Raw genomic sequence first — 24,900 nt, 5'->3', positions numbered from 1 at the left:
CCACCCCCCCCTTTCCCCACAATGCGCTAAGTTTCTGGTCTATACCAATTAGGAGTCTGTCATGACCGAGATCCCCGCTGCCCGTCCCGCCGTCGACTATCTGCTGCTTACCCCGGGCCCGTTGACCACCACAGCCACGGTGCGCGCCGCCATGCTGCAAGACAGCTGCACCTGGGACAGTGACTACAACCTGGGGGTGGTCGAGCCGGTGCGCCGCGAGCTGGTGCGCCTGGCAACGGCTCGCCATGGCGCCGACTACAGCTGCGTGCTGCTACAGGGGAGCGGCACCTATGTGGTCGAATGTGTGCTCGGCTGCGCCATCGGCAAGCAGGAGCGGCTGCTCATCATCAACAACGGGGCCTATGGGGCCCGCATGGTTGAGATGGCCCGCCTGCTCGGCCTCAACCATCTCGCGCTCGACTGCGGCGAGACCCAGCGCCCGCACTTAGCCGAGATTGAGCAGCTGCTCATCGCCCACCCCGACATCACCCATCTGGCCATGGTGCACTGCGAGACCACCACCGGCATGCTCAATCCGCTCGACGAGGTGGCGGCCCTGTGCCGCTTGCGTGGCATCCGGTTGATTGTTGATGCCATGAGCAGCTTTGGCGGCATTCCGATGGACATCGGCGAGCTGGGGGTGGAGTTTCTCATCAGCTCGGCCAACAAGTGCATTCAGGGGGTGCCGGGGTTTGGCTTTGTCGTGGCCAGGCGGTGTGCGCTCGAGGCGTGTGCCGGCCGGGCGCGCAGCCTCTCGCTCGATCTGCACGGGCAGTGGCACGCCATGGAGACCCAGGGGGGTAAGTGGCGCTTCACTTCACCGACCCATGTGGTGCTCGCCTTCGCCCAGGCCCTGCGCGAACTGGAGCAGGAGGGGGGAATAAGCGCCCGCCACCGGCGCTATAGCGAGAATCAGCGGCGGCTGGTGGCGGGGATGGAGCGGCTCGGTTTTCGCCCGCTGCTGGCCCGCCACTGGCATTCGCCCATCATCACCGCCTTTCACTCGCCGACCCACCCAGACTATCGCTTTGCCGATTTCTATCAGGCGCTCAAGGAGCAGGGATTTGTCATCTATCCGGGCAAGGTCTCTCAGGCCGATTGCTTTCGTATTGGCAACATAGGCGACGTCTCCCCTGCGCAGATCGATGCCCTGCTGGCAGCGGTGGCGAAGGCATGTGAGCCGCTCATGGCGTAACCCTTTTCGCCGGCCAAGGCCGGCGCTATCTGTTGGAGAAGACGATGAACAACCAGATTGAAGCCCTGATCCTCGACTGGGCCGGTACCGTGGTCGATTTTGGCTCCTTTGCCCCGACCGCCATCTTCGTGGAGGCCTTTGCCGAGGCGTTCGATTTTCCCATTTCGCTGGCCGAGGCGCGGGTCCCCATGGGGCTGGGCAAGTGGGATCATATCCATACCCTAGGCCAGCTGCCCGAGGTGGCGGCGCGCTGGCAGGCCCGCTTTGGCCGCCCCATGGGGAGAAGTGACGTGGATTTCATCTACGCCACCTTCATGCCACTACAGATAGAGGCGGTCGCCCGTTACAGCGCCCCCATCGCCGGGGTGCTGCCGGTGCTGGATCGTTTGCGCGAAAGGGGGATCAAGCTGGGCTCCTGCTCCGGGTATCCGCGCGCCGTGATGGAGGCCTTGGTGCCGGCGGCGGCGGCCCATGGCTATCGCCCCGATCACTGGGTGGCCAGTGACGATCTGCCGGCCGGGGCCCGCCCTGGCCCCTGGATGGCGCTGGAGAATGTGGTGCGCCTCGGCGTCGGTGATGTGGCTCACTGCATCAAGGTGGACGATGCGATCCCCGGTATCGAGGAGGGGAAGAGGGCCGGCATGTGGACCGTGGGGTTGGCGGTTTCCGGCAATGAGTTCGGCGCCACCTGGGAGGCGTTTCAGGCCATGACGCCGGAGGAGATAGCCCAGCGCCGTGAGCGGGCGAGCGAGCGCCTCAAGGCGGCGGGGGCGCACTACGTGATAGACACCCTGGCCGACATCGAGCCGGTGATCGCCGAGATAGCGGCGCGGCTGGCGCGCGGCGAGCGTCCCTGAGCGGCACCTGGAAAACCCCTCGCCCGGCGAATGCCGGGCGAGGGGTTTTTATGATTCAGTGGACTTGCTCGTTGGGGCAGGGGACCGGGGTGAAGGCCATGGCCCCGGCGCAGCGCCAGCCCATCTCGGCATTGCGCATCTGCCACAGGTTGTTCTGGCGGTAGAGGGTCAGGATGTAGAGCATGTCGCTCTGGCGGCTGTTGAGGGCGACCGAGAGGATCAGGTCGTTATCGAGCTGCTGGGCCTGGATCCGGCTGGGGAGATCGCGATTGATAAAGCGCAGCGCCACCTCGCGGTAATCGTTGACCCATCCCTGACGGTGCGAGCCGGCTTCCTGGATCTGCTGGTTGAAATGCTGTACCGGCGCAGAGGCGAGCCGGCCGATCAACAGTTGGGATTGGGCATGGCATCCGGCCGATAGCAGCAGCAGGGAAGTGAAGAGACCTGATTTGAGCATCTGGGGTTCCGACTAGCAATAACCACAACGTATGACACCAGATCCTGCCCTTTGGTTCAATCCTGGCGACGCTCCAATGAGAAGGTGGGCAGGGAGAGGTGCCAATAAATGGCGGCCACCCGCAGGCTGAACACGGCGCCGATGCAGATGAGCATGGCCGACAGCCGATCCAGACCAAGGTGCAGCGCCAGGGTGTAGAGGATGCCGCCGAGGATGCAGGCGGTGGCGTAGATCTCCTTTTGCAGCACCATGGGCACCTCGCGGGCCAGCACGTCGCGGATCACCCCGCCGGCGACCCCGGTCATGGTGCCCATCAGGACGGCGATGATCCCAGAAGTACCGAAGTGGAGCGCCTTCTGGGCGCCGATCATGGTAAACAGGGCCAGCCCGAAGGCATCGGCCACCGGCAGCACATACCAGGGGAGACGGCGCGGCAGGCGCACCAGCCACATGCCAAAGAAGGCGGTGGCGAGCACCACCCAGATATAGAGCGGATCGCGCACCCAGAACACCGGGGTGGCGCCGAGGATCATGTCGCGAATGGTGCCACCGCCGATGGCGGTCACGGCGGCCAGCACCAGCACGCCAAAGCCATCCATGCGCATGCGACCGGCCACCAGTACCCCCGAGAAGGCGAACACGGCGGTGCCGAACATGTCACAGGCATAAACAATCTGATCCACTAGGGTCGTCATCGAGAGACTGCTCACACTCAAAGATTGGGCGGCGATTGTAGGGGAGGCGGCGTCGGCTGCCAACGGGGAGTGCAGGAATCGAGAGCGGCGCCACGATTTTTGTGCTGGCGCCGGGCTCAAAGGGGCTCAATCGGCTGTTCTGACCGGGTGTTTGGCCTTTACCCAGCCCTGCCAGTCACCGGTCAGGTGATAGATCTGGGTGAAGCCTTGCTTCTCCAGCTGGGCCTCGACCAGAGCGGCGCGCCGTCCGCTGCGGCAGTAGACCACCACCGGCTGCTGCTCGAACCCCTTGAGCTCGCCCAGCCGGGCGCTGAGCTGGTCGCTCGAGAGGTTGCGGGCGCCGGGAATATGGCCTGCATCGAACTCGGCGGCGGTGCGCACGTCGAGCAGCAGGGGAGGGTGCTCCTTCTGCTGCCAGGCCAGCAGGGTCTGCGGGTCGATGGGGAGCGCCGCCAGCACGGGGGCGCAGAACAGCACAAGCAGGGCAATGAGGGGACGCATGAAGGCTCCTTTAAGGGTGGCGGACGGCATCGATGGCCTGACACAGTGCCTCGACGGCCGTGAGGGCGCGCGGGGTGAAGCGGTGTAGCTGGTCGGGATTGACCAACACCAGAGCATCGCGGCGCACCGCCTCGAGCATAGGCCACTGGCGCCAGTGCTCCAACACCGCCTCATGTTGGCTGCCGGCGACAATCAGCTGCGGATTGGCGCGCAGCACCTCCTCGATTCCGATCTGCGGATAGGGGCTGGTTGCCTCGCCCACCACGTTGTTGCCACCGCACAGGGTGATGGCCTGGGCTGGCCAGGCGATGCCGCTGACGCTGGTGAGCGGCGGATTCCACAGCTGGTAGAAGACCCGCACCGGCTCCTTCTTGCCGTAGCGCTCGCGCAGCTGGGCCAGCCGGGCATCGAAGGCGTCGGCAGCGGCATTGGCCTGCGTCGTGACCCCTAGCAACTGGCCGAGGGCACGCATCTCGCCGGAGAGAGAGGCAAAGTCGGTGGGATCGGAATAGAAGACGGGCACGCCGAGGCGGGCCACCGGCTCGAGCATGCGGGCCTGGGCCGGGCGCCACGCCACCACCAGATCCGGTTGCTGCGCCAGCAGCGCCTCGCTGTTGATGCTGCGGTAGTTGGCCACGTGGGGCAGCCGGCGCGCCTCGGGCGGCGTGTCGGAGGCATCGTCGGTGGCGACGATGCGATCGCCGGCGCCGATGAGATAGAGCAGCTCGGTAATGTGGGGGGTGAGGCTCACGATGCGCTGCGGTGTGGCGCCGGCCAGCGCACTGAACAGCAGCAGCAGGGGCAGCCATTTAGACAAACTCACCTCCCAGGGTGAGCAACAAGGTCAGCAGTAGCCAGCCCCAGCCCATCATCTGTAGCCGCGCTAGGGCGCGTGCCGGCGTGCTGGCCGTGGGTTCATCCCCCTCGCCGAGCACGGGGAAGCGCAGCTTGTCGCCGGCGTAGAAGCGTGGGCCGCCGAGGCGTACCCGCAGCCGGGCGGCCAGCAGGGCCAGCAGCACACCGCCGGCCGGGAAGGGCCAGCGCAGGCCGCCGCGCGCCACCCGCCCCATGCCGCGTCCGGCCAGCAGGGGCAGCGCCAGCAGCAGGGCCGGCAGGGTGGCCAGCGCCTGGTAGAGGCGCGCCACCGGCAGGCCGAAGTGGGTAAAATCGGGCTCCTTGGGGGAGAAGGCCTGGGTCAGCAGGGAGGCAAGGCGCCACAGCATCGCCCCCTGCACCCCGGCCAGCAGGAAGCCAAACAGGGGGCCGGCCCACTGGGCCACCAGACGCAGAGCCACCGTTTCGGTCACCGCCTTGCTCACCCCGAGGGCCGAGAGGCGCTCGGTGCCGCGTTTGAGCCAGGGGGCTGCCTGCAAGAGGGCCAGCGGCAGAGTCTCCCCTTGCGCCAGCTGGCGGTTGGCCTGCGCCAGTTCACGCAAGGGGCGCGACTCGATCAGCAGCAGCAGGATCAGCAGATCGAAGAGGGGCTCAGAGAGGGCGAGATTGCGCACCGACCAGAGCAGGGCCGCGCACGGCAGCCACACTACCAGAGTTGCCAGCAGGCCGGAGCGTTGCTGCACCGCAGGGGCTCCGTCGGGACGGCGCACCTTGTGGCCAAGACGGGTGAGCAGGGGCACCAGCGCCGACAGGCGCAGGTGCGCGGGCCATGGCAGCAGCGCCTCGAGCAGGGCCGCCCCGACGAGGATGGCGGCCGGGGTGGCCGCCAGGTGCTCAAGTGGGATCACAGCTTGGCGAGCAGCGCCAGGATCACTTCGGCAGAGTGCTGGCCGGCCACCTCGATGAAGGCATCGAAGGACTCCACCTGCTCCTTGCCGGCGATGTCAGACATGGCGCGTACCACCAGATAGGGGACGCCGAACATGTGGCACACCTGGCCGATGGCGGCCCCCTCCATCTCGACCGCCAGCATCTGCGGGAAGTCGGCGCGGGCCTTGGCGATGGCGTCGGGCTTGCACATGAACTGATCGCCAGTGCAGATGAGGCCGACCAGGCTCTGGTGCTTGCCCTGCTCGCGGATGCTCTCGGCGGCCAGCGCCATCAGCTTCTCATCGCACGGGAAGGCGGCCGGCTGCTGGGCCATCTGGCCCATCTCGTAGCCGAAGGCGGTGACATCCACGTCGTGAAAGCGCATTTCGCTGGCGATCACCACGTCACCGATGTGCAGCTCCTGGGCGAAGCCGCCGGCGGAGCCGGTGTTGATGACGTAATCGGGGGCGAACTTCTCGATGAGCAGGCTGGTGGCCACGCTGGCGGCCACCTTGCCGATGCCGGAGCGGGTCAGGATCACCTCATGGCCGGCCAGTTGGCCGCGGTAAAACTCGCAGCCGCCCACCTTCAGAGTCTCGAGCCCAGCCAGCTGGCTGCGCAGCAGCGCCACTTCCTGCTCCATTGCCCCGATAATGCCTACTTTCATCGTCAACCTCGTCGTCATGGCCGTGTGGCCGGAAAATCTGGCGGCCATGATAGCAAAGGTTGGGTCGGGCGCCGAGTCCTGCCGGCGGGGTCAGCGCGGCGTTTCTGACGTGCTGCCCGGCTCACGGATCTGATGCAGATGCTCGCCACAAGAGTGCGTACAGCCGCAGGGGCGCAGCGGCACCTCCTCTTGCTTGCCGCGGGAGAGATAGCGCTGGCGCGACCAGAGCAGCAGGAACAGGGCGGCAAACAGACCCAGTGCGGCCGCCAGCGACCAGAGGAGCGTCATGGGGCCACCTTGCGGCGCAGGGAGATGAGTGGGGTGGCCGCGCGGCGGGTGCAGCAGTGGGTCTTCGTCTGGCACTCCCCACCCTGGCCGCCGCACTCGTGCGCCGCGCCCTGATGGGAGGCGCAACTGTGTTGCTGCCGGGAGGGGGCCCCCTGGCTGGCATCGCTCAGGCGCTCCCATTGCCCTGAGACGCGCTGCCCCGGTTGCCAGCCACGCTCGGCGCGCAGCACCACCAGGCCAGCGGCGAGCATACGCGCCAGCATCTTTTCTCCGATGCGGCGCACCACCAGATGGGTGACGCCGCGGGCGATCAGCCGCTCGGGCAGGGCGCGCCGTCCCTGGCAGCCGTCGCCGGCCGGGTTGGCGAGCTGGCCGAGCAGGCGTCCGCTCTGATCTTGCAGCACAAATTCGGGGGCCTTGGCGCAGTGGGGGGTGAGGCGCTGGGCCTCGGTCGGGGTGGCGATGAGCATGTCGGCTCTCCTTATAAGTGGCATATGCTATTTATAAGCCGGTTCGGGGATCACATGCAAATAAAAAGCCCGCCAAGAAGGCGGGCTCGGGGGCGGTGTTAGGCGACGGGTATCTGGTAGGAGGCGATGATCTCCAGCACGCCGTTGATGATGAACTGCACTCCCATGCAGACCAGCAGAAAGCCCATCAGGCGCGAGATGGCCTCGATACCGCCCGGGCCGACCAGCCGCATGATGGCGTCGGAGCTGCGCAGACAGCCCCACAGGATCAGGCTGACCGAGAGAAAGATGAGCGGCGGCGCGGCCAACAGCACCCAGGGCTGGTAGGCGGTGAACTGATCGACGGTCGAGGCCGAGCTGATGATCATGGCGATGGTGCCGGGGCCGGCTGTGCTGGGCATCGCCAGGGGGATGAAGGCGATGTCCTTGGGGGCTTCGGCTTGTTCGGTGGCCACCTTGGGTGGGGGGAACAGCATGCGAAAGCCGATGAAGCTGACGATGAGGCCGCCGGCGATACGCAGGCCGGGGATCGAGATGCCGAAGGTGCTCATCACCATCTGGCCGGCGTAGTAGGCCACCATCATGATGATGAAGACGTACAGCGAGGCGCGCCAGGACTGGCGATGGCGCTCCTGATAGGACATGTCGCCACACAGGCCGAGCATGAGGGCGACCGTGGTGAGGGGGTTGGCCAGCGGCAGCAATACCATCAGGCCGAGCCCGATGACCTTGATGAGATCCAGCATGAACAGTTGTCTCAAGCAGTGGTGGGGGGAGCAAAGGGGGGCATTCAAGCACACCCCGCCTGACTGGGGTCTGAATTGATAACGAAATAAAAAAGGCCAGGCAGATGCCTGGCCTTTTGGGAGCAGAGCTTACACCTTGAGGTAGTCGAGGATCCCCTCGGCGGCCTTGCGCCCCTCGTAGATGGCGGTCACCACCAGATCCGAGCCACGCACCGCGTCGCCACCGGCGAACACCTTGGGGTTGCTGGTCTGGAAGGCGAACTCGGCCTGCTCCGGCGCCTGGATACGGCCACGGCTGTCAAGACCGATGCCGTGCTGCGCCATCCAGGGGGAGGGGCTCGGCTGGAAGCCAAACGCCATCACCACCGCATCGGCGGCCAGCACCTGTTCGGAGCCGGCGACCACCACGGGGCTGCGGCGGCCGTTGGCATCGGGGGCGCCGAGCTCGGTGCTCACCACCTTGATGCCGCAAGCCTGCCCGTCGGCATTGAGCTCGACTCCCACCGGTTGCAGGTTGAACATGAACTCCACCCCCTCTTCGCGGGCATTTTGCACCTCGCGCTTGGAGCCGGGCATGTTCTCCTCGTCACGACGATAGGCACAGATGACGCGAGAAGCGCCCTGGCGGATGGCGGTGCGCACACAGTCCATGGCGGTGTCACCGCCACCGAGCACCACCACCTGCTTACCGGCGAAGTCGATGTAGTCGCTTGCGCTCTTCTCAAAGCCGAGCAGCCGGTTGGCGTTGGCGATGAGGTAGGGCAGGGCGTCGTAGACCCCAGGCGCCGCCTCGTTGTCAAAGCCGCCCTTCATGTAGGTGTAGGTGCCGACCCCGAGGAAGACGGCGTCGAACTCGGTCACCAGATCGCTGAACTGGACATCCTTGCCCACCTCGACCCCGAGGCGGAACTCCACCCCCATCTCGGTGAAGATCTTGCGCCGGCGCTGCATCACCTCTTTTTCCAGCTTGAAGGAGGGGATGCCGAAGGTGAGCAGGCCACCGATCTCCGGGTTGCGGTCAAACACCACAGGGGTGGCGCCGCTGCGCACCAGCACGTCGGCACAGGCCAGCCCTGCCGGGCCGGCACCGATGATGGCAACGCGCTTGCCGTTCTTGACCACCTTGGAGAGATCGGGCTTCCAGCCCATCTCGAACGCCTTGTCGGTGATGTATTTTTCGATGTTGCCGATGGTGACGGCACCGAAGCGATCGCTCAGGGTGCAGGCCCCTTCGCACAAGCGATCTTGCGGACAGACCCGGCCGCACACTTCCGGCAGGCTGTTGGTCTGGTGGGAGAGCTCCACCGCCTCCAGAATGCGCCCCTCGTTGGCCAGCTTCAGCCAGTTGGGGATGTAGTTGTGCACCGGGCACTTCCACTCGCAGTAGGGGTTGCCGCAGTCGAGGCAGCGATCCGCCTGCATCTGCACCTGGCTCTGGTTGAACGACTCGTAGATCTCCACAAATTCGATCTTGCGGATCTTGAGCGGCTTCTTCGGCGGGTCGACCCGCTGCACATCAATAAATTGGAATACGTTCTGGCTCATTTCATTGTTTCCTTACATCGCCGCCTTACATCGCCTGAACACGGAGTTCTGCACTCGACCGACTGGTGTGACCCAGCAGTGACTTGACGTCGCTGGACTTGGGTTTGACCAGGCGGAACTTGGGCACATAGGCGTCGAAATTCGCCAGGATCTCCTCGGCGCGGTGGCTGCCGGTCTCATTGAGGTGCGCCGTGATGATGCCGCGCAGGTGCTCCTGATGGATGGCCAGATCCGCCACCTCCAGCAGCTCGACCAGCTCCGGGTTGGTGCGCTTGGCAAAACTGCCGCTCTCGTCGAGCACGTAGGCGAAACCGCCGGTCATGCCCGCCGCGAAGTTGACGCCGGTGTCACCGAGGACGGTGACGATGCCGCCGGTCATGTATTCGCAGCCGTTGTCGCCGATCCCCTCGACCACCGCCAGGGCGCCGGAGTTACGCACCGCGAAGCGCTCGCCGGCGGTGCCGGCCGCAAACAGCTTGCCACCGGTGGCGCCATAGAGGCAGGTGTTGCCGATGATGGCTGCCTCGTGGGACTTGAACGACACGCCGACGTGGGGCTTGATCACCAGCTTGCCGCCGGTCATCCCCTTACCCACATAGTCGTTGGCGTCACCGGTCAGGATCATCTCGAGACCACCTGCGTTCCACACCCCGAAGCTCTGGCCGGCGGTGCCGTTGAAGTGCACCTTCACCGGATCGGCTGCCATCCCCTGGTTGCCGTGGCGCTTGGCGATCTCACCCGACAGGCGGGCGCCTACTGAGCGATCGGTGTTGCGGATGTCGTAGCGGAACTCGCCGCCGGACTTGTTCTCGACCGCCTGCAACAGATCTTCGACCATGCGCAGGTTGAGCGGCCCCTTGTCGAAGGTGTCGTTGGTCTGCTGGCAGAACAGGGACGAGCCCGGCACCGGCACCGGTTTGGCCAAGATGCCGGAGAGATCCAGCTTGCCGTGACGGGCGGTGATGCCCGGCAGCACCTCGAGCAGATCGGTGCGACCGATGAGGTCGGTCAGCTTGGCGACCCCGAGCGCAGCCATCAGCTCGCGGGTCTCCTCGGCGATGAAGCTGAAGTAGTTCATCACCATCTCCGGCAGGCCGATGAAGTGCTCGCGGCGCAGCTTCTCATCTTGCGTCGCCACCCCGGTGGCGCAGTTGTTGAGGTGGCAGATACGCAGGTATTTGCAACCAAGCGCCACCATGGGGCCGGTACCGAAGCCGAAGCTCTCGGCGCCGAGAATGGCTGCCTTGATGATGTCGAGACCGGTCTTGAGACCGCCGTCCACTTGCAGGCGCACCTTGTGGCGCAAGCCGTTGGCGACCAGGGCCTGCTGGGTCTCGGCCAGCCCCAGCTCCCACGGGGAGCCGGCGTACTTGACCGAGGTGATGGGGCTGGCGCCGGTGCCGCCGTCATAACCTGAGATGGTGATGAGGTCTGCATAGGCCTTGGCCACGCCGCAGGCGATGGTGCCGACACCGGGCTCGGAGACCAGCTTGACCGATACCAGGCAGCTCGGGTTTATCTGCTTGATGTCGAAGATGAGCTGGGCCAGGTCCTCGATGGAGTAAATGTCGTGGTGCGGCGGCGGGGAGATGAGGGTCACCCCCGGCACCGAGTAGCGCAGCTTGGCGATCTGTGCGGTCACCTTGTCGCCGGGCAGCTGGCCGCCTTCACCCGGCTTGGCACCTTGGGCCACCTTGATCTGCACCACGTCGGCGTTCATCAGGTAGTGCGGCGTCACCCCGAAGCGGCCCGAGGCCACCTGCTTGATGCGCGAGTTCTTCTCGGTACCGAAGCGGCGCGGATCTTCGCCACCCTCACCGGAGTTGCTCTGACCGCCGAGGCGGTTCATGGCCACCGCCAGCGCCTCATGGGCCTCGGGGCCGAGGGCACCGATGGACATGGCGGCGGAGTCAAAGCGCTTGAATAGATCCTGCGCCGGCTCCACTTGCTCCACGGGCAGCGGGGTTTGACCGGTTTTGAGCACCATCAGATCACGCAGGGTGGCCACCGGGCGCTCGTTGACCAGCTTGGCGTACTCCTTGTAGTCGGCATAGTTGCCGGAGCGCACTGCCTCTTGCAGGGTACGCACCACGTCCGGGTTATAGGTGTGGTACTCGCCACCGTGCACAAACTTGAGCAGGCCGCCCTGATTGAGGGGCTTACGCTCAATCCAGGCGCGCTGGGAGAGGTTGTGCAGATCTTGCTGGATGTCGGCAAAGTCGGCGCCGGCAATCCGGCTCGAGACGCCGCGAAAACACAGATCAACGATGGACTTGGAGAGACCGACGGCCTCAAACAGCTGGGAGCAGCGGTAGCTGGCCACGGTGCTGATGCCCATCTTGGACATCACCTTGTAGAGCCCCTTGTTGATGCCGTTGCGGAAGTTCAGCATGGCATCGCGCAGGCTCATCTTCAGCACCCCTTCCTCGACCTGCTTGGCCAGGGTCTCGTAGGCGAGATAGGGGTAGATGGCGGTGGCGCCAAAACCGAGCAGCACGGCGAAGTGGTGCGGGTCACGGCAGCTGGCCGTCTCAACCAGGATGTTGGCATCGCAGCGCAGGTTGTTGTCGACCAGGGTGCGCTGCACCGCACCCACCGCCATGGCGGCCGGAATGGGCAGGGTATCGGGGGAGATGTCGCGATCTGATAGCACGATCAGCACCACGCCCGAGCTGGCGGCCGCCTTGGCCTCTTCGGTGACGCGCACTATTGCGGCCTCGAGCCCCTCTTCGGGACGGTAATTGAGGCTGATCACCTGATGGCGGTAGTGTTCGCTCTCGAGTGCCTTGAGCTGGTTGACGTCGGAGTAGAGCAGCACAGGGGACTGGAACAGCACCCGGTGGGCATGGCCGAAGGTCTCGTTGAAGACGTTCTGCTCGCGACCGATACAGGTGGCCAGCGACATGACGTGGTTTTCCCGCAGCGGATCGATGGGCGGGTTGGTGACCTGGGCGAACATCTGACGGAAGTAGTCATAGAGGTTGCGCTGGGTGCCGGAGAGCACCGCCATCGGGGTGTCATCCCCCATGGAGCCGACCGCCTCTTGACCGTTCTCACCGAGTACGCGGATCACCTGGTCTAGCTCCTCGTAGGAGTAGCCAAACAGCTTCTGGTAGGTCTTGAGGATGTCATTGTCAAAGGCACGGGCGCCGGTCTGGCTGTCGTCCATCTGTTCGAACGGTACCAGGCGCGTGCAGTGCTTGCCCATCCACTCCTTATAAGGGTGGCGGCTCTTGAGGTCGTCATCGATCTCGAAGCTGGTCCATACCTTGCCGTTGTAGGTGTCGACCACAAACAGTTCGCCCGGGCCGACCCGGCCCTTCTCCAGCACTTCGTCCGGGGTGTAGTCCCAGGTGCCCACTTCGGAGGCCAGCGTGATGAACTTGTCCTTGGTGATGACATAGCGGGCCGGGCGCAGGCCGTTACGATCCAGTGCGCAGGTGGCGAAGCGGCCGTCGGTCATGACGATGCCGGCCGGGCCATCCCACGGCTCCATGTGCATGGAGTTGAAGTCGTAGAAGGCGCGCAGATCCTCGTCCATGTTGGGGTGCTTTTGCCATGCAGGCGGGATCAGCAGGCGCATGGCGCGGAACAGGTCCATCCCGCCGGCGAGGAACAGCTCCAGCATGTTGTCGAGGCTGGAGGAGTCGGAGCCGGTGGTGTTGACGAAGGGAGCGGCGTCTTGCAGATCGGGGATCAGCGGGGTGGCAAACTTGTAACCACGGGCCTTGGCCCACTGGCGGTTGCCGGCGATGGTGTTGATCTCGCCGTTGTGAGCCAGGTAGCGGAACGGCTGGGCCAGCGGCCAGCGCGGGCTGGTGTTGGTGGAGAAGCGCTGGTGGAAGACGCAGATAGCCGACTGCATGCGGATATCGGCAAGGTCCAGGTAGAAGCGCGGCAGATCCACCGGCATGCACAGACCTTTATAGACGGTGACCAGATTGGAGAGGCTGACCACGTAGAAGTAGTCATCCTTGATCCGTTGCTCGATGCGGCGACGCACGATATAGAGGCGGCGCTCCAGATCCTTCATCACCCAGCCCGGGGGGGCGTTGACGAAGACCTGTTCGATACTCGGCAGGGAGGCCTTGGCAATGTCACCCAGCACGTTGGTGTCGATAGGCACCTTGCGCCAGCCAATCAGGCTGAGGGTCTCTTTTTCCAGCTCTTCCTCGATGATGGCGCGGGTCTGGGCGGCCAGCACCGGATCGGGGTTAATAAACAGCATCCCGACCGCGTATTTGCGGCCCAGGTGCCAGCCCTGCTCCTGCGCGATGGCGCGAAAGAAGCTGTCGGGCTTTTGCAGCAGCAGACCGCAGCCGTCGCCGGTCTTGCCGTCGGCGGAGATCCCGCCTCTGTGCTGCATGCGAGCCAATGCTGACATCGCGAGGCGGACAAGCTTGTGGCTGGCTTCCCCTTCCATGTGGGCCATCAGGCCGAAGCCACAGTTATCCCTCTCCAGCTTTGGATCATATAGTGACATTGCATTTCTCCCTTGCTCGGCCTTGCTCCGCAAACTGCATAAATTGCGAATGGCTCTTGTGGTTCCGTCTGCCTGAAGTGGCGAACGTTCAAACTAAAGGGATTTTTAACCAAGGTCAATCGACGAATTGCGCTCTTTTTGTTGTTACAACTAAATAACAAAAAACCTTGAAAAACGTTTTTTTGGGTAGTAAATCCCAGATGATTTTGTTTTTTTTCGTTGTATTTAGTTTAATCTTCTGTATTTGCGAAGGGCAGCCACATAGGCTGTGGCGCTCTTGCAATGTAGTAAAATTACGCCTCAAGCACCGGCTAATCCTCCCCCGATCACACTTTTCACGCGCTGGCCCCCAATCTGTCTGAAACTCTCCAAGAATTTTAAAAAATAAAATAAAACATACATTTATTGATGATTTATTAAGGTTTTGAGGGGGAGAAGGTGGTGAGAAAGTGGTAAAAGCGGTGATTTAAAATTCTATTTTTAAGAGTTGTTATGCACTGCTTTCGGTTGCGGAGGAGTCCCTGCTTTGATCCAGCTCAGCATGGGCGAATGTGAAGGCAGTACAATGCGCCTCCTGCAATCGAGGAGGCAGTATGCAGCTACACGAACTGGTCAACACCCTGGGTCAGGATCTCAAGCGCCGTCATGGCCAGAAGATCCACAAGCTGACCCTGCATGGTGCCTTCACCTGCCCGAACCGGGACGGCACGCTGGGCCGCGGAGGATGCACCTTCTGTAATGTGGCCTCCTTTGCCGATGAACAGGCGCAGCACCTCTCCATCGTGCAGCAGTTGGCGGCGCGCCGTGACGAGGTGACCCGCGCCCGCCGCTATCTGGCCTATTTCCAGGCTTATACCAGCACTTATGCCGAAGTCGAATATTTGCGTGCCATGTATGAAGAGGCGCTGCAGTCTGCTGACATCGCAGGCTTGTGCGTCGGCACTCGGCCCGACTGCGTGCCCGATACGGTGCTCGATCTGCTGGCCCACTATCAGGCTCAAGGCTATGAGATCTGGCTCGAGCTGGGATTGCAGAGTGCCCATGATGCGACGCTCAGACGCATCAACCGTGGTCATGACTTTGCCGCTTATGTGGATACGGTGCAGCGCGCCCATGCCCGTGGCATCAAAGTCTGCGCGCACCTTATCGTGGGTCTGCCGGGGGAGCGGGCCATGGACAGCCTGGTGACCTTGCAGCGGGTCGTTGAGCAAGGGGTGGCCGGTATCAAGCTGCACCCCCTGCACGTGGTGGCGGGCAGCACCCTTGGCAAGGCATGGCAGGCGGGCAGGCTCAGCGTGCTGACCCAGGAGGAGTACGTCGAGGCGGCGGTGGCCATGATCCAGCACACGCCGCCCGAGGTGGTGTATCACAGGGTGTCGGCTTCGGCGCGCAAACCCACCCTGCTGGCCCCTGAGTGGTGTGAGAACCGCTGGAGTGCGATGACTGCGATTGCTGCTGAACTGAACCTGAGCGGAGCACAAGGTTGTGCGATTGGTCGCGTTTTTTTGAATTGTGAGAATTAGATCACGTCGATTTAAGAGATATCCGACTTGCGTGATGGTCTTGTCATTAAGCCTTTGTTATAGTTTTTTTCAGTTAATATCGTGCTGAATTATTAGAGTAATTCTCCCATTTTCATATTTATATGGCCGTTTATGCCGCTATAGGCATGATGTCGGCAATATATACTGAAAATACAGCATTGAGCAGGGATCGGGACCAGGATGCAAGCAGGAATGGCGCAGCAAGATGAGCTCTTGGAAGCTCTGGTTTTCCTCACCCGTTTCTATGGGGTACCCAACAGCCGCGATGCGCTGGTAACCGGGCTCCCCCTGCCATCTGGTCGTCTCAGTCCCGCTCTGTTCCCCCGCGCCGCCGAACGAGCCGGGTTGGCGGCGCGTCAGGCGTTGCAGCCATTGGCGCAACTCTCTCCCCTTTTACTCCCCTGTGTGTTGCTGCTGCGTAGCGGCGGCGCCTGCATTCTGGTCGAGTGGGATGCAGAGCAAGGGAGTGCCAAGGTGATTTTTCCCCAGGCCGGTGATGCCGAGCAGACCCTCTCGGCAGGCCAACTGGAAGAGGAGTACACCGGGCAGCTCTTCTTTGTGAAAAAGCAGTTCCGCTTTGATGCCCGCTCGCCCAAGGTGCTGGAAACCCGGCACGGCCACTGGTTCTGGAGCACCTTGTTTGAGTCACGCGGCATTTATCGTGATGTGCTGGTGGCGTCAATTCTCATCAACCTGTTTGCCATTGCCAGCCCTCTGTTCACCATGAACGTCTATGACAAGATTGTCCCCAACCTGGCCTTTGACTCGCTCTGGGTATTGGCGGTGGGGGCCGTGGTGGTGTTCACGTTTGATTTTGTGATGCGCCAGTTGCGCAGTTATTTTATCGATGTGGCGGGGAAAAAGTCGGACATGCTGCTGTCGGCCAAGATCTTCGCCAAGGTGATGGGGATGCGGATGGAGGCGCGGCCTGCCTCGACCGGCGCTTTTGCCAAGCATCTGCAGGAATTTGAGTCTATACGCGAGTTTTTTACCTCGGCCACGGTGTCGACGCTGATCGATCTACCCTTTGCGTTTTTGTTCCTGTTTATTATCTGGATTTTCGCCGGCCCCATGGTGGTGGTGCCCCTCGTAGCCATCCTGATCCTGGTTATCTACAGCATCTATATCCAGTCTCCGCTTAAACGCAGCATCGAAGAGGGCTCCAGGTTGGCGTCGCAAAAGAATGCCAACCTGATTGAGAGTATTGCCGGCCTCGAAACGGTGAAAATTTTCGGTGCCCAGAGCCTGTTTCAGTATCGCTGGGAGCAGGCCGTGGCCCATATTTCGACCTGGGGGGTGCAGACTCGCCGTATCACCAACTCCATGTCTTCCCTGGCCAGCTACATCCAGCAAATGGTTACCGTCGGGCTGATCATCGTTGGGGTTTATCAAATTTCCGATGGGAATGTGACCATGGGGGGGATGATAGCGGCGGTCATGCTCTCTAGCCGTGCGATTGCGCCCATGGTGCAGCTCTCGGTGCTTTCCACCCGTTATAACCAGGCCAAGTCAGCGCTGCAGATCCTTGAGCAGATCATGGCCTCGCCCGATGAGCAGGAGGAGGGGAAGCAGTATGTGCATCATCCCGTCATCGAAGGGCTGATCGAGTTTGACAATGTCTCTTTCAAGTATCCGGGGATGGAGACCAGCACCCTGCACAACATCAACCTGCGTATCACTCCCGGCGAGAAGGTCGCCATCATTGGGCGGATCGGGGCCGGCAAGACCACGCTTGAAAAATTGCTGATGGGGTTATACCGCCCCTCTGATGGCTCGGTTCGGCTCGATGGCTATGAGCTGGATCAGATCCCCCCCTCAGTGCTGCGCCGTAACATCGGCTGCGTGCCGCAGGATGTGACCCTCTTCTTTGGTACTGTGCGTGACAACATCATGCTGGGCAACCCGCTGGTTGATGATCAGCAAGTATTGCGCGCCGCCAAACGGGCCGGCGTCACCCAGTTTACTAACCAAGATCCCAACGGCCTAGATAAGCAGATCGGTGAAGGGGGGCGTCAGTTATCCGGTGGTCAGCGTCAGGCGATCGTGCTGGCCCGTTCGCTGCTTAATGACCCACCCGTCATGGTGCTCGATGAGCCCACCTCCAACATGGATAACCGCTCCGAGTTGCAGATAAAGAACGAGCTGGCCCGATTGGGCAGTGAGACCACCTTACTGCTCATCACCCATAAGACCTCCATGCTGGATGTCGTCAATCGCGTCATCGTGATGGAGCAGGGGCAAATCGTGGCCGATGGCCCCAAGGAGCAGGTGTTGCAGCAACTGCGTGAGGGGAAGGTGCGGGTGCGGGAGATGAGCAATGAATAAACCGATCTTACCGCCACCGGAACACCTGGACTATGTCGACGATGGCTCTGCGGCGGTACTGCTCTCGACCCCGACCCGGGCCAGGGTTCTGCTCTGGTGCAGCTTTGCCTTTTTCATCTCGGCTATCGTGTGGGCGGCATGGGCAAAACTGGATGAGGTGACACAGGGGCAAGGGAAGGTGATCCCGTCGATGCAATTGCAGGTCATCCAGAATCTGGAAGGGGGGATCGTCAAGGAGATCCTGGTTAAAGAGGGGCAGATCGTTGAAAAGAACCAGCCTCTGCTACGTATTGACGATACCCGCTTTCGTTCCGATTTTCGTGAGCGTGAACAGGAGGTGGTCACGCTCAAGGGGGATGTGGCTCGCCTGCGTGCCGAGATAGCCAGCGTCAAGGTCAATACTGCGGCCGATGTGCCCTGGCGTGATCAGGTCAAGGTCGAGCCCATTGCCATCGAGTTTCCAGAAGGCTTCGAGAAGGTCTTTCCGGATAGGGCGGCTCGCCAGGTCTCCGCCCGGGATGAACGGCTGAATAATCTCTCCAACCAACTCTATATCCTGGGGCAACAGATCCAGCAGAAAGAGCAGGAGATGATTGAGCTCAATGCCAAGATCAAAACGGTTGGCCGTAGTGTGGATTTGGCCCGCCAGGAGCTCAATATCAGCCGTCCTCTCGCCAAGGAGGGGATCGTCCCCCAGGTGGAACTTATTAAGCTGGAGCGACAAGTTAACGAGATGCAAGGGGAGCTGGAAGCAAACCGGCTGTTGATCCCCAAACTGAACTCAGTCCTGCGGGAGACGGTGCTCAAGCGCAATGACATTGCACTCAAATACCGGGCTGACTCTCAGACGGAGCTCAACCAGCAACAGGCCAAACTGAGTCAGCTTTCCGAAGGACAGGTCGGCTTACGCGATCGGGTGGACCGCACCATAGTGGTTGCCCCGCTCAAGGGCACGGTCAAGGCCATCAAGATCAATACCGTCGGGGGGGTCGTTCAACCTGGCATGGATATGATGGAGATAGTGCCGCTGGAAGACACCTTACTGATTGAATCTAAAATATCTCCTAAAGACATAGCCTTCATCCGCCCCGGTCTGGATGCTGTGGTGAAGTTTACTGCCTATGATTTCACCATCTACGGTGGCTTGAAAGGCAAGGTGGAACAGATAAGTGCAGACTCCATCCAGGATGAAGAGGGTAATACCTTCTATCTGGTGAGAGTTCGTACTGACAAGAGTTACTTGGGCGATGAGCAAAATGCACTTCCCATCATCCCCGGTATGTTGGCCAGTACAGACATTATTACTGGTAAGAAGAGTGTCCTCGAATATCTACTCAAACCCATACTGAGAGCGAAACAGACGGCACTGAGGGAACGATAGTCAACAACACAGTACAACGACATGACTGGAGATATCATGAAAAAGACGGTTGTTGCGATGTTAGTCGGTGGAGCCATGATGCTACCTGCCTTCCTGCAGGCTCAGACCTTGGAAGAAGCAGTGGCTCAGTCCCTGACTACACATCCTAAGATCAAGGAAGCCTTTGATCTCTATCAGGCACGTATGTATCAGCATGATGGGGCCAAAGCCGGTTACTACCCTACCGTTGACCTGACGGGTGGTGTTGGTTACAGCGATGTCGACAATAACACGACCCGCAATGGTGCTGGAAACCCCAATGTGGATGCCACCCAGACGCGTAAAGAGGCCGGTATCAGTCTGCGGCAGATGATATTCGATGGGTTTAATACCAGCAGTAATGTGGCTCGCACTGAGGCTGAAGCGGGGGCCCAGCGGTTGGCTCTGGTTTCAGAAGCGGAAAACACGGCGCTGCGCACCGCTGAGGTGTATATCAATATGCTGCGCCAGCAGGAGATCCTGGAGCTTTCCAAGCGCAATCTGGAAGTTCATGAGCAGATCAAGTCTGACATCACCAAGCGAACCACGTCGGGGCTGGGCTCTACCGCTGACCAGACTCAGATTGAAGGTCGCGTTGCCAGAGCCTATGCCAATATGGCAGCCGCAGAAAATAACTATCGCGATGCCGAGAGCGAATTCATCCGTGTGGTTAATATGCAGCCTAAGGATTTGGTGCAGCCTGTTCCTGATGGAGGTAAGTTACCGGCTTCGTTGGATGGGGCTCTCAAGATTGCGACCGAGCAGCACCCGACACTGCTCTCCTCACTGCAAGATATTGAGGCGGCAAAATATCAGTATGAAGGCGCCAAATCTGGTTTTTATCCGAATGTCGCGTTCGAGGTGAACCAGAATTGGAATGATGATGTAGGTGGGGTTAACGGGCGTGACGATGAGCTAACCGCCATGGTTCGCATGCGTTACAACTTGTTCCGTGGGGGGGCCGATGTCGCCGAGACTAAGGCCACCTCTGCGCTCTACTCTCAAGCGAAGGATATTCACATGAATGCCTTCCGCCAAGTAGAGGAAGGTACCCGCTTAGCCTGGAATGCCAAAGAGTCACTCGCCAAGCAAAAAGAGTATATTCAGCAGCACGTGGATGCGAGCTATGAGACTGTACAAGCCTATAAGAAGCAGTTTGGGCTGGGACAACGCACCTTGCTGGATGTGCTTAACACGGAAAACGAACTGTTCGAAGCAAGACGTAGCTATATCACTGCTGAATATGACGCCTTACTTGCCGATTATCGGGTCATGAATGCAATGGGAAGCCTGCTTGATGGCTTGCAATTCAAGAAGCCCGGTGAATGGTTGGCGGCGAAAAACTAAGTGGTATCAAGGATGGGGCGTACGAGATACGCCCCACTATTTTAAATTAGATCAAGAGAGCTCGAGTACTTGCCCTATCACCATTATCTTATGCGAAAAGTGCGCAGTTACTGGTGGTGTCTGCTACTGGTATTGCCATGTCTAGTCCCGGCAGATGGGCGCCTCTCTGCTGATGACCAGCGCATGATAAAACGGGCTGAGCAAGTTTATGGGGTAAGGGCGGCACAAAGAGTGAGTGCTTGGCGCCTGCTGGCTGAAGAAGGGCGGCGTTCTGCTTGGAGTGAGCGGCAACGACTACAGAAAGTTAACACGTTTTTTAATCAACTGCAGTTTGTTGATGACAGTCGGTTGTGGCAAAAAAATGATTATTGGGCAACGCCATTGGAGTTTCTTGGGGCTGCTGGCGGTGACTGTGAGGATTTCAGTATCGCAAAGTATTTTACGCTCTTGGAGTTAGGGATCCCAGATGAAAAAATGCGAATGGTTTATGTAAAGGCGTTGAGATATAACCAGTTTCATATGGTCGTTGCGTATTACGAAACACCAAGCTCTGTTCCTGTTATTTTGGACAATCTGATCCCAGATATACGGCCAGCAACGGCTCGCAATGATCTCATACCAATATACAGTTTTAATGGTCAGCACCTATGGCTGATGAAGGCTCGTGGCCAAGGTGAGATGGCTGGTAATGCATCACGGCTAGGCTCGTGGAACGAGCTGAGAAATCGTATGACAACAGGGAAGCTGGCACTACCTAAGCTTCGCTTGGAATGATACTCATGGAGTTGAATGAAAACTATGACCTTGTACAGACAACTGCTCGCCACAATGTTATTACTTTTTGGTCTATTGTTTCTCGCATCATACTGGGTTCAGTTCAACTCTACACGCAGTTATCTGGCGCAGCAGCAAGAGACCACGGTTATCAACACCGCGACTTCACTCGGCTTGGCGCTGACACCTTACCTTGAAACAGGTGATAAAGTAGGGGCCGAGTCGGTTATTAAAGCGGTTTTTGATGGTGGTTATTATCGTCAGATCCGCCTTGATTTATTGGCCTCCAATAATTTTATTGAGTTGAATAATTCGACCAATATTAATGGAGTTCCCCCTTGGTTTGTCGGAATGAAACTTTTCCCTGAAGTTTCTTATGAGTCAGTGTTAACTTCAGGCTGGTTACAGTTAGGTAAGCTGAGGGTTGTTGGTCATCCTGGGCAGGCTTATTATGAGCTTTGGGCGGGTATGAGTGAACTTGCCAGTTGGTTTTTAGTTGGGTTTCTTGTTACCGCGTTACTCTTGATACGAGCCTTACATTATCTACTTCGCCCATTAGAGCAGATCCGGAAACAGGCTGTTGAAATTGAGCTTCACCATTTTGGTCATTCAATTCCACTGCCTAGAACGTTTGAATTGCGTCAAGTTGTTCAAGCAATAAATACCCTTTCCGGTAAATTAGCTTGCCAATTCAAAGAGCAGGCTGAAGAGGCTGAGAAGTTAAGAGAAAGAGCTTATCTTGACGCTGTTTCAGGGTTAGGTAACCGAGCCTATTTTGTCTCTCAAGTTAATGCGTGGATTGCTGAATCAGGACAAGGTGGGCTCTTATTGGTCGCTGTTGACTTACTTGATGATATATACAGAGAGGAAGGGTTCTCTGCTCGAGATAATATGGTGAAGTCGATAGCCACTATACTTAAAGAACTTATTAATGTAAAAACTGATAGTGCTATTGCTAGGATTTCCGCAACAGAATATGCAGTTCTTTATCCAACAACGGAAAAAAATGAGCTGTTAACGTTGGCAGATAAAATTAACGAACGCATCATGGATTTAGTCGTAAATCCAATAGATGAGGGGCACCCTCTTTCTGTCATCGGTGTTGTTATTCGAGAGTGTAATGAAGATTTGCCCACTCTTCTGACTAAGGCTGATAATGCACTAGGCCGAGCTCGTAATGAGAGACGTGGAGCTATCATCGTATCAGGTGATGATAGTGCCAATATAATGGGGCGTATGGCATGGCGTGATTTAGTGCAGGAAGCCATTCGTGACCAACTACTACGCTTTAAGGCTCAGCCCGCATGTCGCTTTGGAGATGGTGCTATTATTCACGAGGAGTTATTCACATTCATACATAAGAATGAACAAGACTTTTTTGCGAGTCAATTCATGCCAGCCGTAGAGCAATTTAAAATGGGCTGTGATTTTGATCAAGCGGTACTTACCATGGCATGTGATATTTTAGCTCGTCACACTGAATTGCATCTTGCAATTAATTTAATGCCAAATAGTATTGTATCTGAAGATTTTATAAAGTGGATCGATGGCCTCTTGGATAAAGAAGTCTCTTTAAAAGAACGTCTGGTATTTGAGATCCCAGAAAGTGTTATTATGAAGCATCAATCTGAAGTTTCATTATTTGTTAAAATATTAAAGGAGAAGGGGTTCAGTTGGGGGGTTGACTATTATGGTCGGCACTTCCACTCTCTTGGATATTTAGAACTGTTGCAGCCAGCCTATGTAAAGGTTGACCATGGTTATACCAGTCAGATCCTTGAAGAGGGGGCTGACACTGCGTTTCTTGCTGCGGTATGCCGCACGGCACACAATGCGGGTGCCACAACGATTGCGACGAGAGTAGAGAGCGATGCTCAGGTTCAAGCGCTTGCCAAGTTGCATATAGATGGTTATCAGGGGTTTGTCAGAGCGGCACACCCTTTGAGTTAAATAAACAAAATAGAATAAAAAACGCCTTCGGGCGTTTTTTTTATTACTTTGTTAAGTCAAATGTGGTTTATGTTAGCACGCCAATTCATACTGCAATCCGTAATAGTATGATTTTTAATGTGTTTTTTAACTATTTATTTTCTTCTCTATAGCTGCCCATCTTACGACTGGCAGTTCGATAAATTGATAAGGTTGTTTAGGTTGAGGCTTTCTACTTTTTAGTCTGGAGCGATTGAAAGCTGATAGGAGATCCACCGTGCGTACTCAAAAAGTAGAAAACACAGCGACTGTCACTGAGATTCAGGGACAGGCATGGGTCATGGCAGGCAACACCCATGGGAGTCAGATAAAGAAGGGTGATGTTTTGCAAAAAGGTGTCGTGATTGAACTGGCTGATGACGCGAAAATATGGTTGGTCCCAGTTGATCATCAGAATACCACCCCGGAGCATGTCCCAGTAGAGCAAGCAATTGCTCCATCTCAGGAAGGGACTCCCCAAGAGAACGGCGGTCAAACGGCGCAGACAGCACCGACAGGTGATATTGCCGCATTACAACAAGCAATATTGCAAGGTGTGGATCCGACCCAGGCATTTCAAGCCTCAGCGGCGGGTGGTGCGCCGGCTGCGGGTCCTGGCGGCGGCGGTATTGGTGGTGTGGCAGGTTCCAGCGGGAACGGTGGCTTTGTGGTTATCGATCGCGTCGGTGATGCCACGCTTGCAGAAGCGGGGTTTGATACAACCTATGGAACAATACCTTTAGTCGATCAGACCATCGATGCCAGCCCAATCTTGGATAATCAACTTTCTGATGGCAATGAAACGGTGACTGTTATTGAAGGGGAGAGTGTATCCGGTAATGTGCTCGATAATACGGTAAATCCGGATGGCCCTGATGAGTCAAGCGTACTGACTTACAACTGGGGGATTAATGTTGGTGTGCCGGCTGGTGTGCCTGCGACCCTGACAGGAATTGGTACGCTCATCATTAATGTTGATGGCTCTTTTACGTTTACTCCCGTTCCTAACTATGATGGCGACATTCCGTCCATCAGTTATGTCGTTTTTGATGGAGTAGCTCAAGTTGGGTCAACGTTGACGATTGTTATTGACCCAATAGATAGCCCAGTATCTGTTAATAGTGAAGACCTTACGGTTAGTGAGAGTCATTTTCCCGATGGCTCTGATCCTAACCAAAATCAACTTAGCCAGAGTGGTGTTTTTACCTTCAGTGCGCAGGATGGGGTTCAAACCTTGTCTGTGGGTGGCACATTATTAATGAGTGATAATTCGGCTGCTCCCCTACCGATATCCATAACCACTCCTCTTGGAAATACGTTGGTTATCAATTCTATCAATTTTAATTCTATTACTGGGCAAGGTTCCGTTTCTTATACGTACACCTTGCTTGAAAGTGAACAGCATACACAACCAGTTAGTGATTCTCTGTTACAAGAAACACTAAGCGTAGTATTGGCTGATGTGGATGGTGATACCTCTAATGCCACTTTAAATATCAATATTCTCGACGATGTCCCCTCTTTAAATGTCATCGTCAATTCTCCAACCATAAATGGTTTTATGGTTACCCTGGATGAAACTCAGGGTAATAGTGATCATTATGCTACTGGGGAGAATAACGATAGTTACGTCAATGACGATAATGGTCACTTGGCACAAGTAACGACAACTTTTAATGGTGGTCTGCTGGCGTTGTTTTCCATCGGCGGCAGTTATGGTGCGGATGGTGCTGGCAGTATCAGTAGTAGCTTGAGTCTGGTGGGGATCCCCAGCGGCGGCTCGCTCGCGACAACCCTGTCGGCAACCGACGGCGGGGCGATCCGCCTGGCGATGGCGGGCAATGACGTGGTCGGTCTGGACAGCGACGGGGACGT

General features: G+C 58.6%; 20 protein-coding genes. 9 read left to right on the top strand and 11 right to left on the bottom strand.

Annotation, left to right across the window (positions count from 1 at the left end):
• Positions 1-61: 61 nt before the first annotated feature.
• Positions 62-1,195: a 2-aminoethylphosphonate--pyruvate transaminase gene (gene phnW, locus BN1134_RS02545; protein ID WP_042045069.1), complete on the top strand. Its 1,134-nt coding sequence runs from the start codon at positions 62-64 to the stop codon at positions 1,193-1,195.
• Between the two features lie 44 nt (positions 1,196-1,239).
• Positions 1,240-2,052, top strand: a complete 813-nt coding sequence (phnX, locus tag BN1134_RS02540; RefSeq protein WP_042045067.1) for a phosphonoacetaldehyde hydrolase — start codon at positions 1,240-1,242, stop codon at positions 2,050-2,052.
• A 55-nt stretch (positions 2,053-2,107) separates the two neighbouring features.
• On the opposite strand, the gene BN1134_RS02535 is transcribed toward phnX, so the two are convergent.
• From BN1134_RS02535 to gltB, 11 genes are all read right to left on the bottom strand, one after another.
• A complete protein-coding gene (locus tag BN1134_RS02535; protein WP_042045066.1) occupies positions 2,108-2,509 on the bottom strand; it encodes a hypothetical protein in 402 nt (133 codons plus the stop codon).
• A 56-nt stretch (positions 2,510-2,565) separates the two neighbouring features.
• Positions 2,566-3,204 (bottom strand): trimeric intracellular cation channel family protein, encoded by a 639-nt coding sequence (locus tag BN1134_RS02530; RefSeq protein ID WP_042045064.1) that lies wholly within the window; start codon positions 3,202-3,204, stop codon positions 2,566-2,568.
• 126 nt (positions 3,205-3,330) lie between these two features.
• Positions 3,331-3,705 (bottom strand): rhodanese-like domain-containing protein, encoded by a 375-nt coding sequence (locus BN1134_RS02525; protein WP_042045063.1) that lies wholly within the window; start codon positions 3,703-3,705, stop codon positions 3,331-3,333.
• 10 nt (positions 3,706-3,715) lie between these two features.
• Entirely contained in the window at positions 3,716-4,522 is an 807-nt protein-coding gene (locus BN1134_RS02520; RefSeq protein ID WP_042045062.1) for a cobalamin-binding protein, read from the bottom strand.
• Positions 4,515-5,447 (bottom strand): cobalamin biosynthesis protein, encoded by a 933-nt coding sequence (locus tag BN1134_RS02515; protein WP_042045061.1) that lies wholly within the window; start codon positions 5,445-5,447, stop codon positions 4,515-4,517. The genes BN1134_RS02520 and BN1134_RS02515 overlap by 8 nt, the downstream gene beginning before the upstream one ends.
• Positions 5,444-6,136, bottom strand: a complete 693-nt coding sequence (mtnN, locus tag BN1134_RS02510; protein WP_042045060.1) for a 5'-methylthioadenosine/S-adenosylhomocysteine nucleosidase — start codon at positions 6,134-6,136, stop codon at positions 5,444-5,446. Before mtnN ends, BN1134_RS02515 begins: the two co-directional genes overlap by 4 nt.
• A 90-nt stretch (positions 6,137-6,226) precedes the next feature.
• Complete coding sequence (locus tag BN1134_RS02505) at positions 6,227-6,424, bottom strand: hypothetical protein (protein ID WP_042045058.1); 198 nt, start codon at positions 6,422-6,424, stop codon at positions 6,227-6,229.
• Positions 6,421-6,894: a NifB/NifX family molybdenum-iron cluster-binding protein gene (locus BN1134_RS02500; RefSeq protein WP_042045057.1), complete on the bottom strand. Its 474-nt coding sequence runs from the start codon at positions 6,892-6,894 to the stop codon at positions 6,421-6,423. Before BN1134_RS02500 ends, BN1134_RS02505 begins: the two co-directional genes overlap by 4 nt.
• Before the next feature lie 98 nt (positions 6,895-6,992).
• Positions 6,993-7,640: a MarC family NAAT transporter gene (locus BN1134_RS02495; protein ID WP_042045056.1), complete on the bottom strand. Its 648-nt coding sequence runs from the start codon at positions 7,638-7,640 to the stop codon at positions 6,993-6,995.
• 129 nt (positions 7,641-7,769) lie between these two features.
• Positions 7,770-9,185, bottom strand: a complete 1,416-nt coding sequence (locus BN1134_RS02490; protein WP_042045055.1) for an FAD-dependent oxidoreductase — start codon at positions 9,183-9,185, stop codon at positions 7,770-7,772.
• A 25-nt stretch (positions 9,186-9,210) separates the two neighbouring features.
• The gene (gene gltB / locus BN1134_RS02485; protein ID WP_042045054.1) at positions 9,211-13,668 is read right to left on the bottom strand and encodes a glutamate synthase large subunit; all 4,458 of its coding nucleotides are present in this window, start codon (positions 13,666-13,668) and stop codon (positions 9,211-9,213) included.
• A gap of 593 nt (positions 13,669-14,261) precedes the next feature.
• Between gltB and mnmL the strand changes: the two genes are divergently transcribed.
• The 7 genes from mnmL to BN1134_RS19555 form a co-directional block, all read left to right on the top strand.
• Positions 14,262-15,191 (top strand): tRNA modification radical SAM protein MnmL/YtqA, encoded by a 930-nt coding sequence (gene mnmL / locus BN1134_RS02480; RefSeq protein WP_042045053.1) that lies wholly within the window; start codon positions 14,262-14,264, stop codon positions 15,189-15,191.
• 201 nt (positions 15,192-15,392) lie between these two features.
• A complete protein-coding gene (locus BN1134_RS02475) occupies positions 15,393-17,537 on the top strand; it encodes a type I secretion system permease/ATPase (protein ID WP_042045052.1) in 2,145 nt (714 codons plus the stop codon).
• Complete coding sequence (locus BN1134_RS02470) at positions 17,530-18,918, top strand: HlyD family type I secretion periplasmic adaptor subunit (protein ID WP_042045050.1); 1,389 nt, start codon at positions 17,530-17,532, stop codon at positions 18,916-18,918. Before BN1134_RS02475 ends, BN1134_RS02470 begins: the two co-directional genes overlap by 8 nt.
• Positions 18,919-18,954: 36 nt before the next feature.
• The gene (locus tag BN1134_RS02465; RefSeq protein WP_042045049.1) at positions 18,955-20,283 is read left to right on the top strand and encodes a TolC family outer membrane protein; all 1,329 of its coding nucleotides are present in this window, start codon (positions 18,955-18,957) and stop codon (positions 20,281-20,283) included.
• Positions 20,284-20,373: 90 nt separating this feature from the next.
• The gene (locus BN1134_RS19095; protein ID WP_084214683.1) at positions 20,374-21,057 is read left to right on the top strand and encodes a transglutaminase-like cysteine peptidase; all 684 of its coding nucleotides are present in this window, start codon (positions 20,374-20,376) and stop codon (positions 21,055-21,057) included.
• 24 nt (positions 21,058-21,081) lie between these two features.
• Positions 21,082-23,007, top strand: a complete 1,926-nt coding sequence (locus BN1134_RS02460) for a bifunctional diguanylate cyclase/phosphodiesterase (RefSeq protein WP_042045071.1) — start codon at positions 21,082-21,084, stop codon at positions 23,005-23,007.
• A gap of 256 nt (positions 23,008-23,263) precedes the next feature.
• On the top strand, positions 23,264-24,900 hold a 1,637-nt coding region (locus tag BN1134_RS19555; protein ID WP_156991633.1), incomplete at its 3' end, for a retention module-containing protein.

This window comes from Aeromonas simiae, from assembly GCF_000820125.1.
Lineage (GTDB): Bacteria > Pseudomonadota > Gammaproteobacteria > Enterobacterales > Aeromonadaceae > Aeromonas > Aeromonas simiae.
The sequence above is the reverse complement of the archived record's forward strand: the minus strand, read 5'-3'. Positions and strand labels throughout refer to the sequence as shown.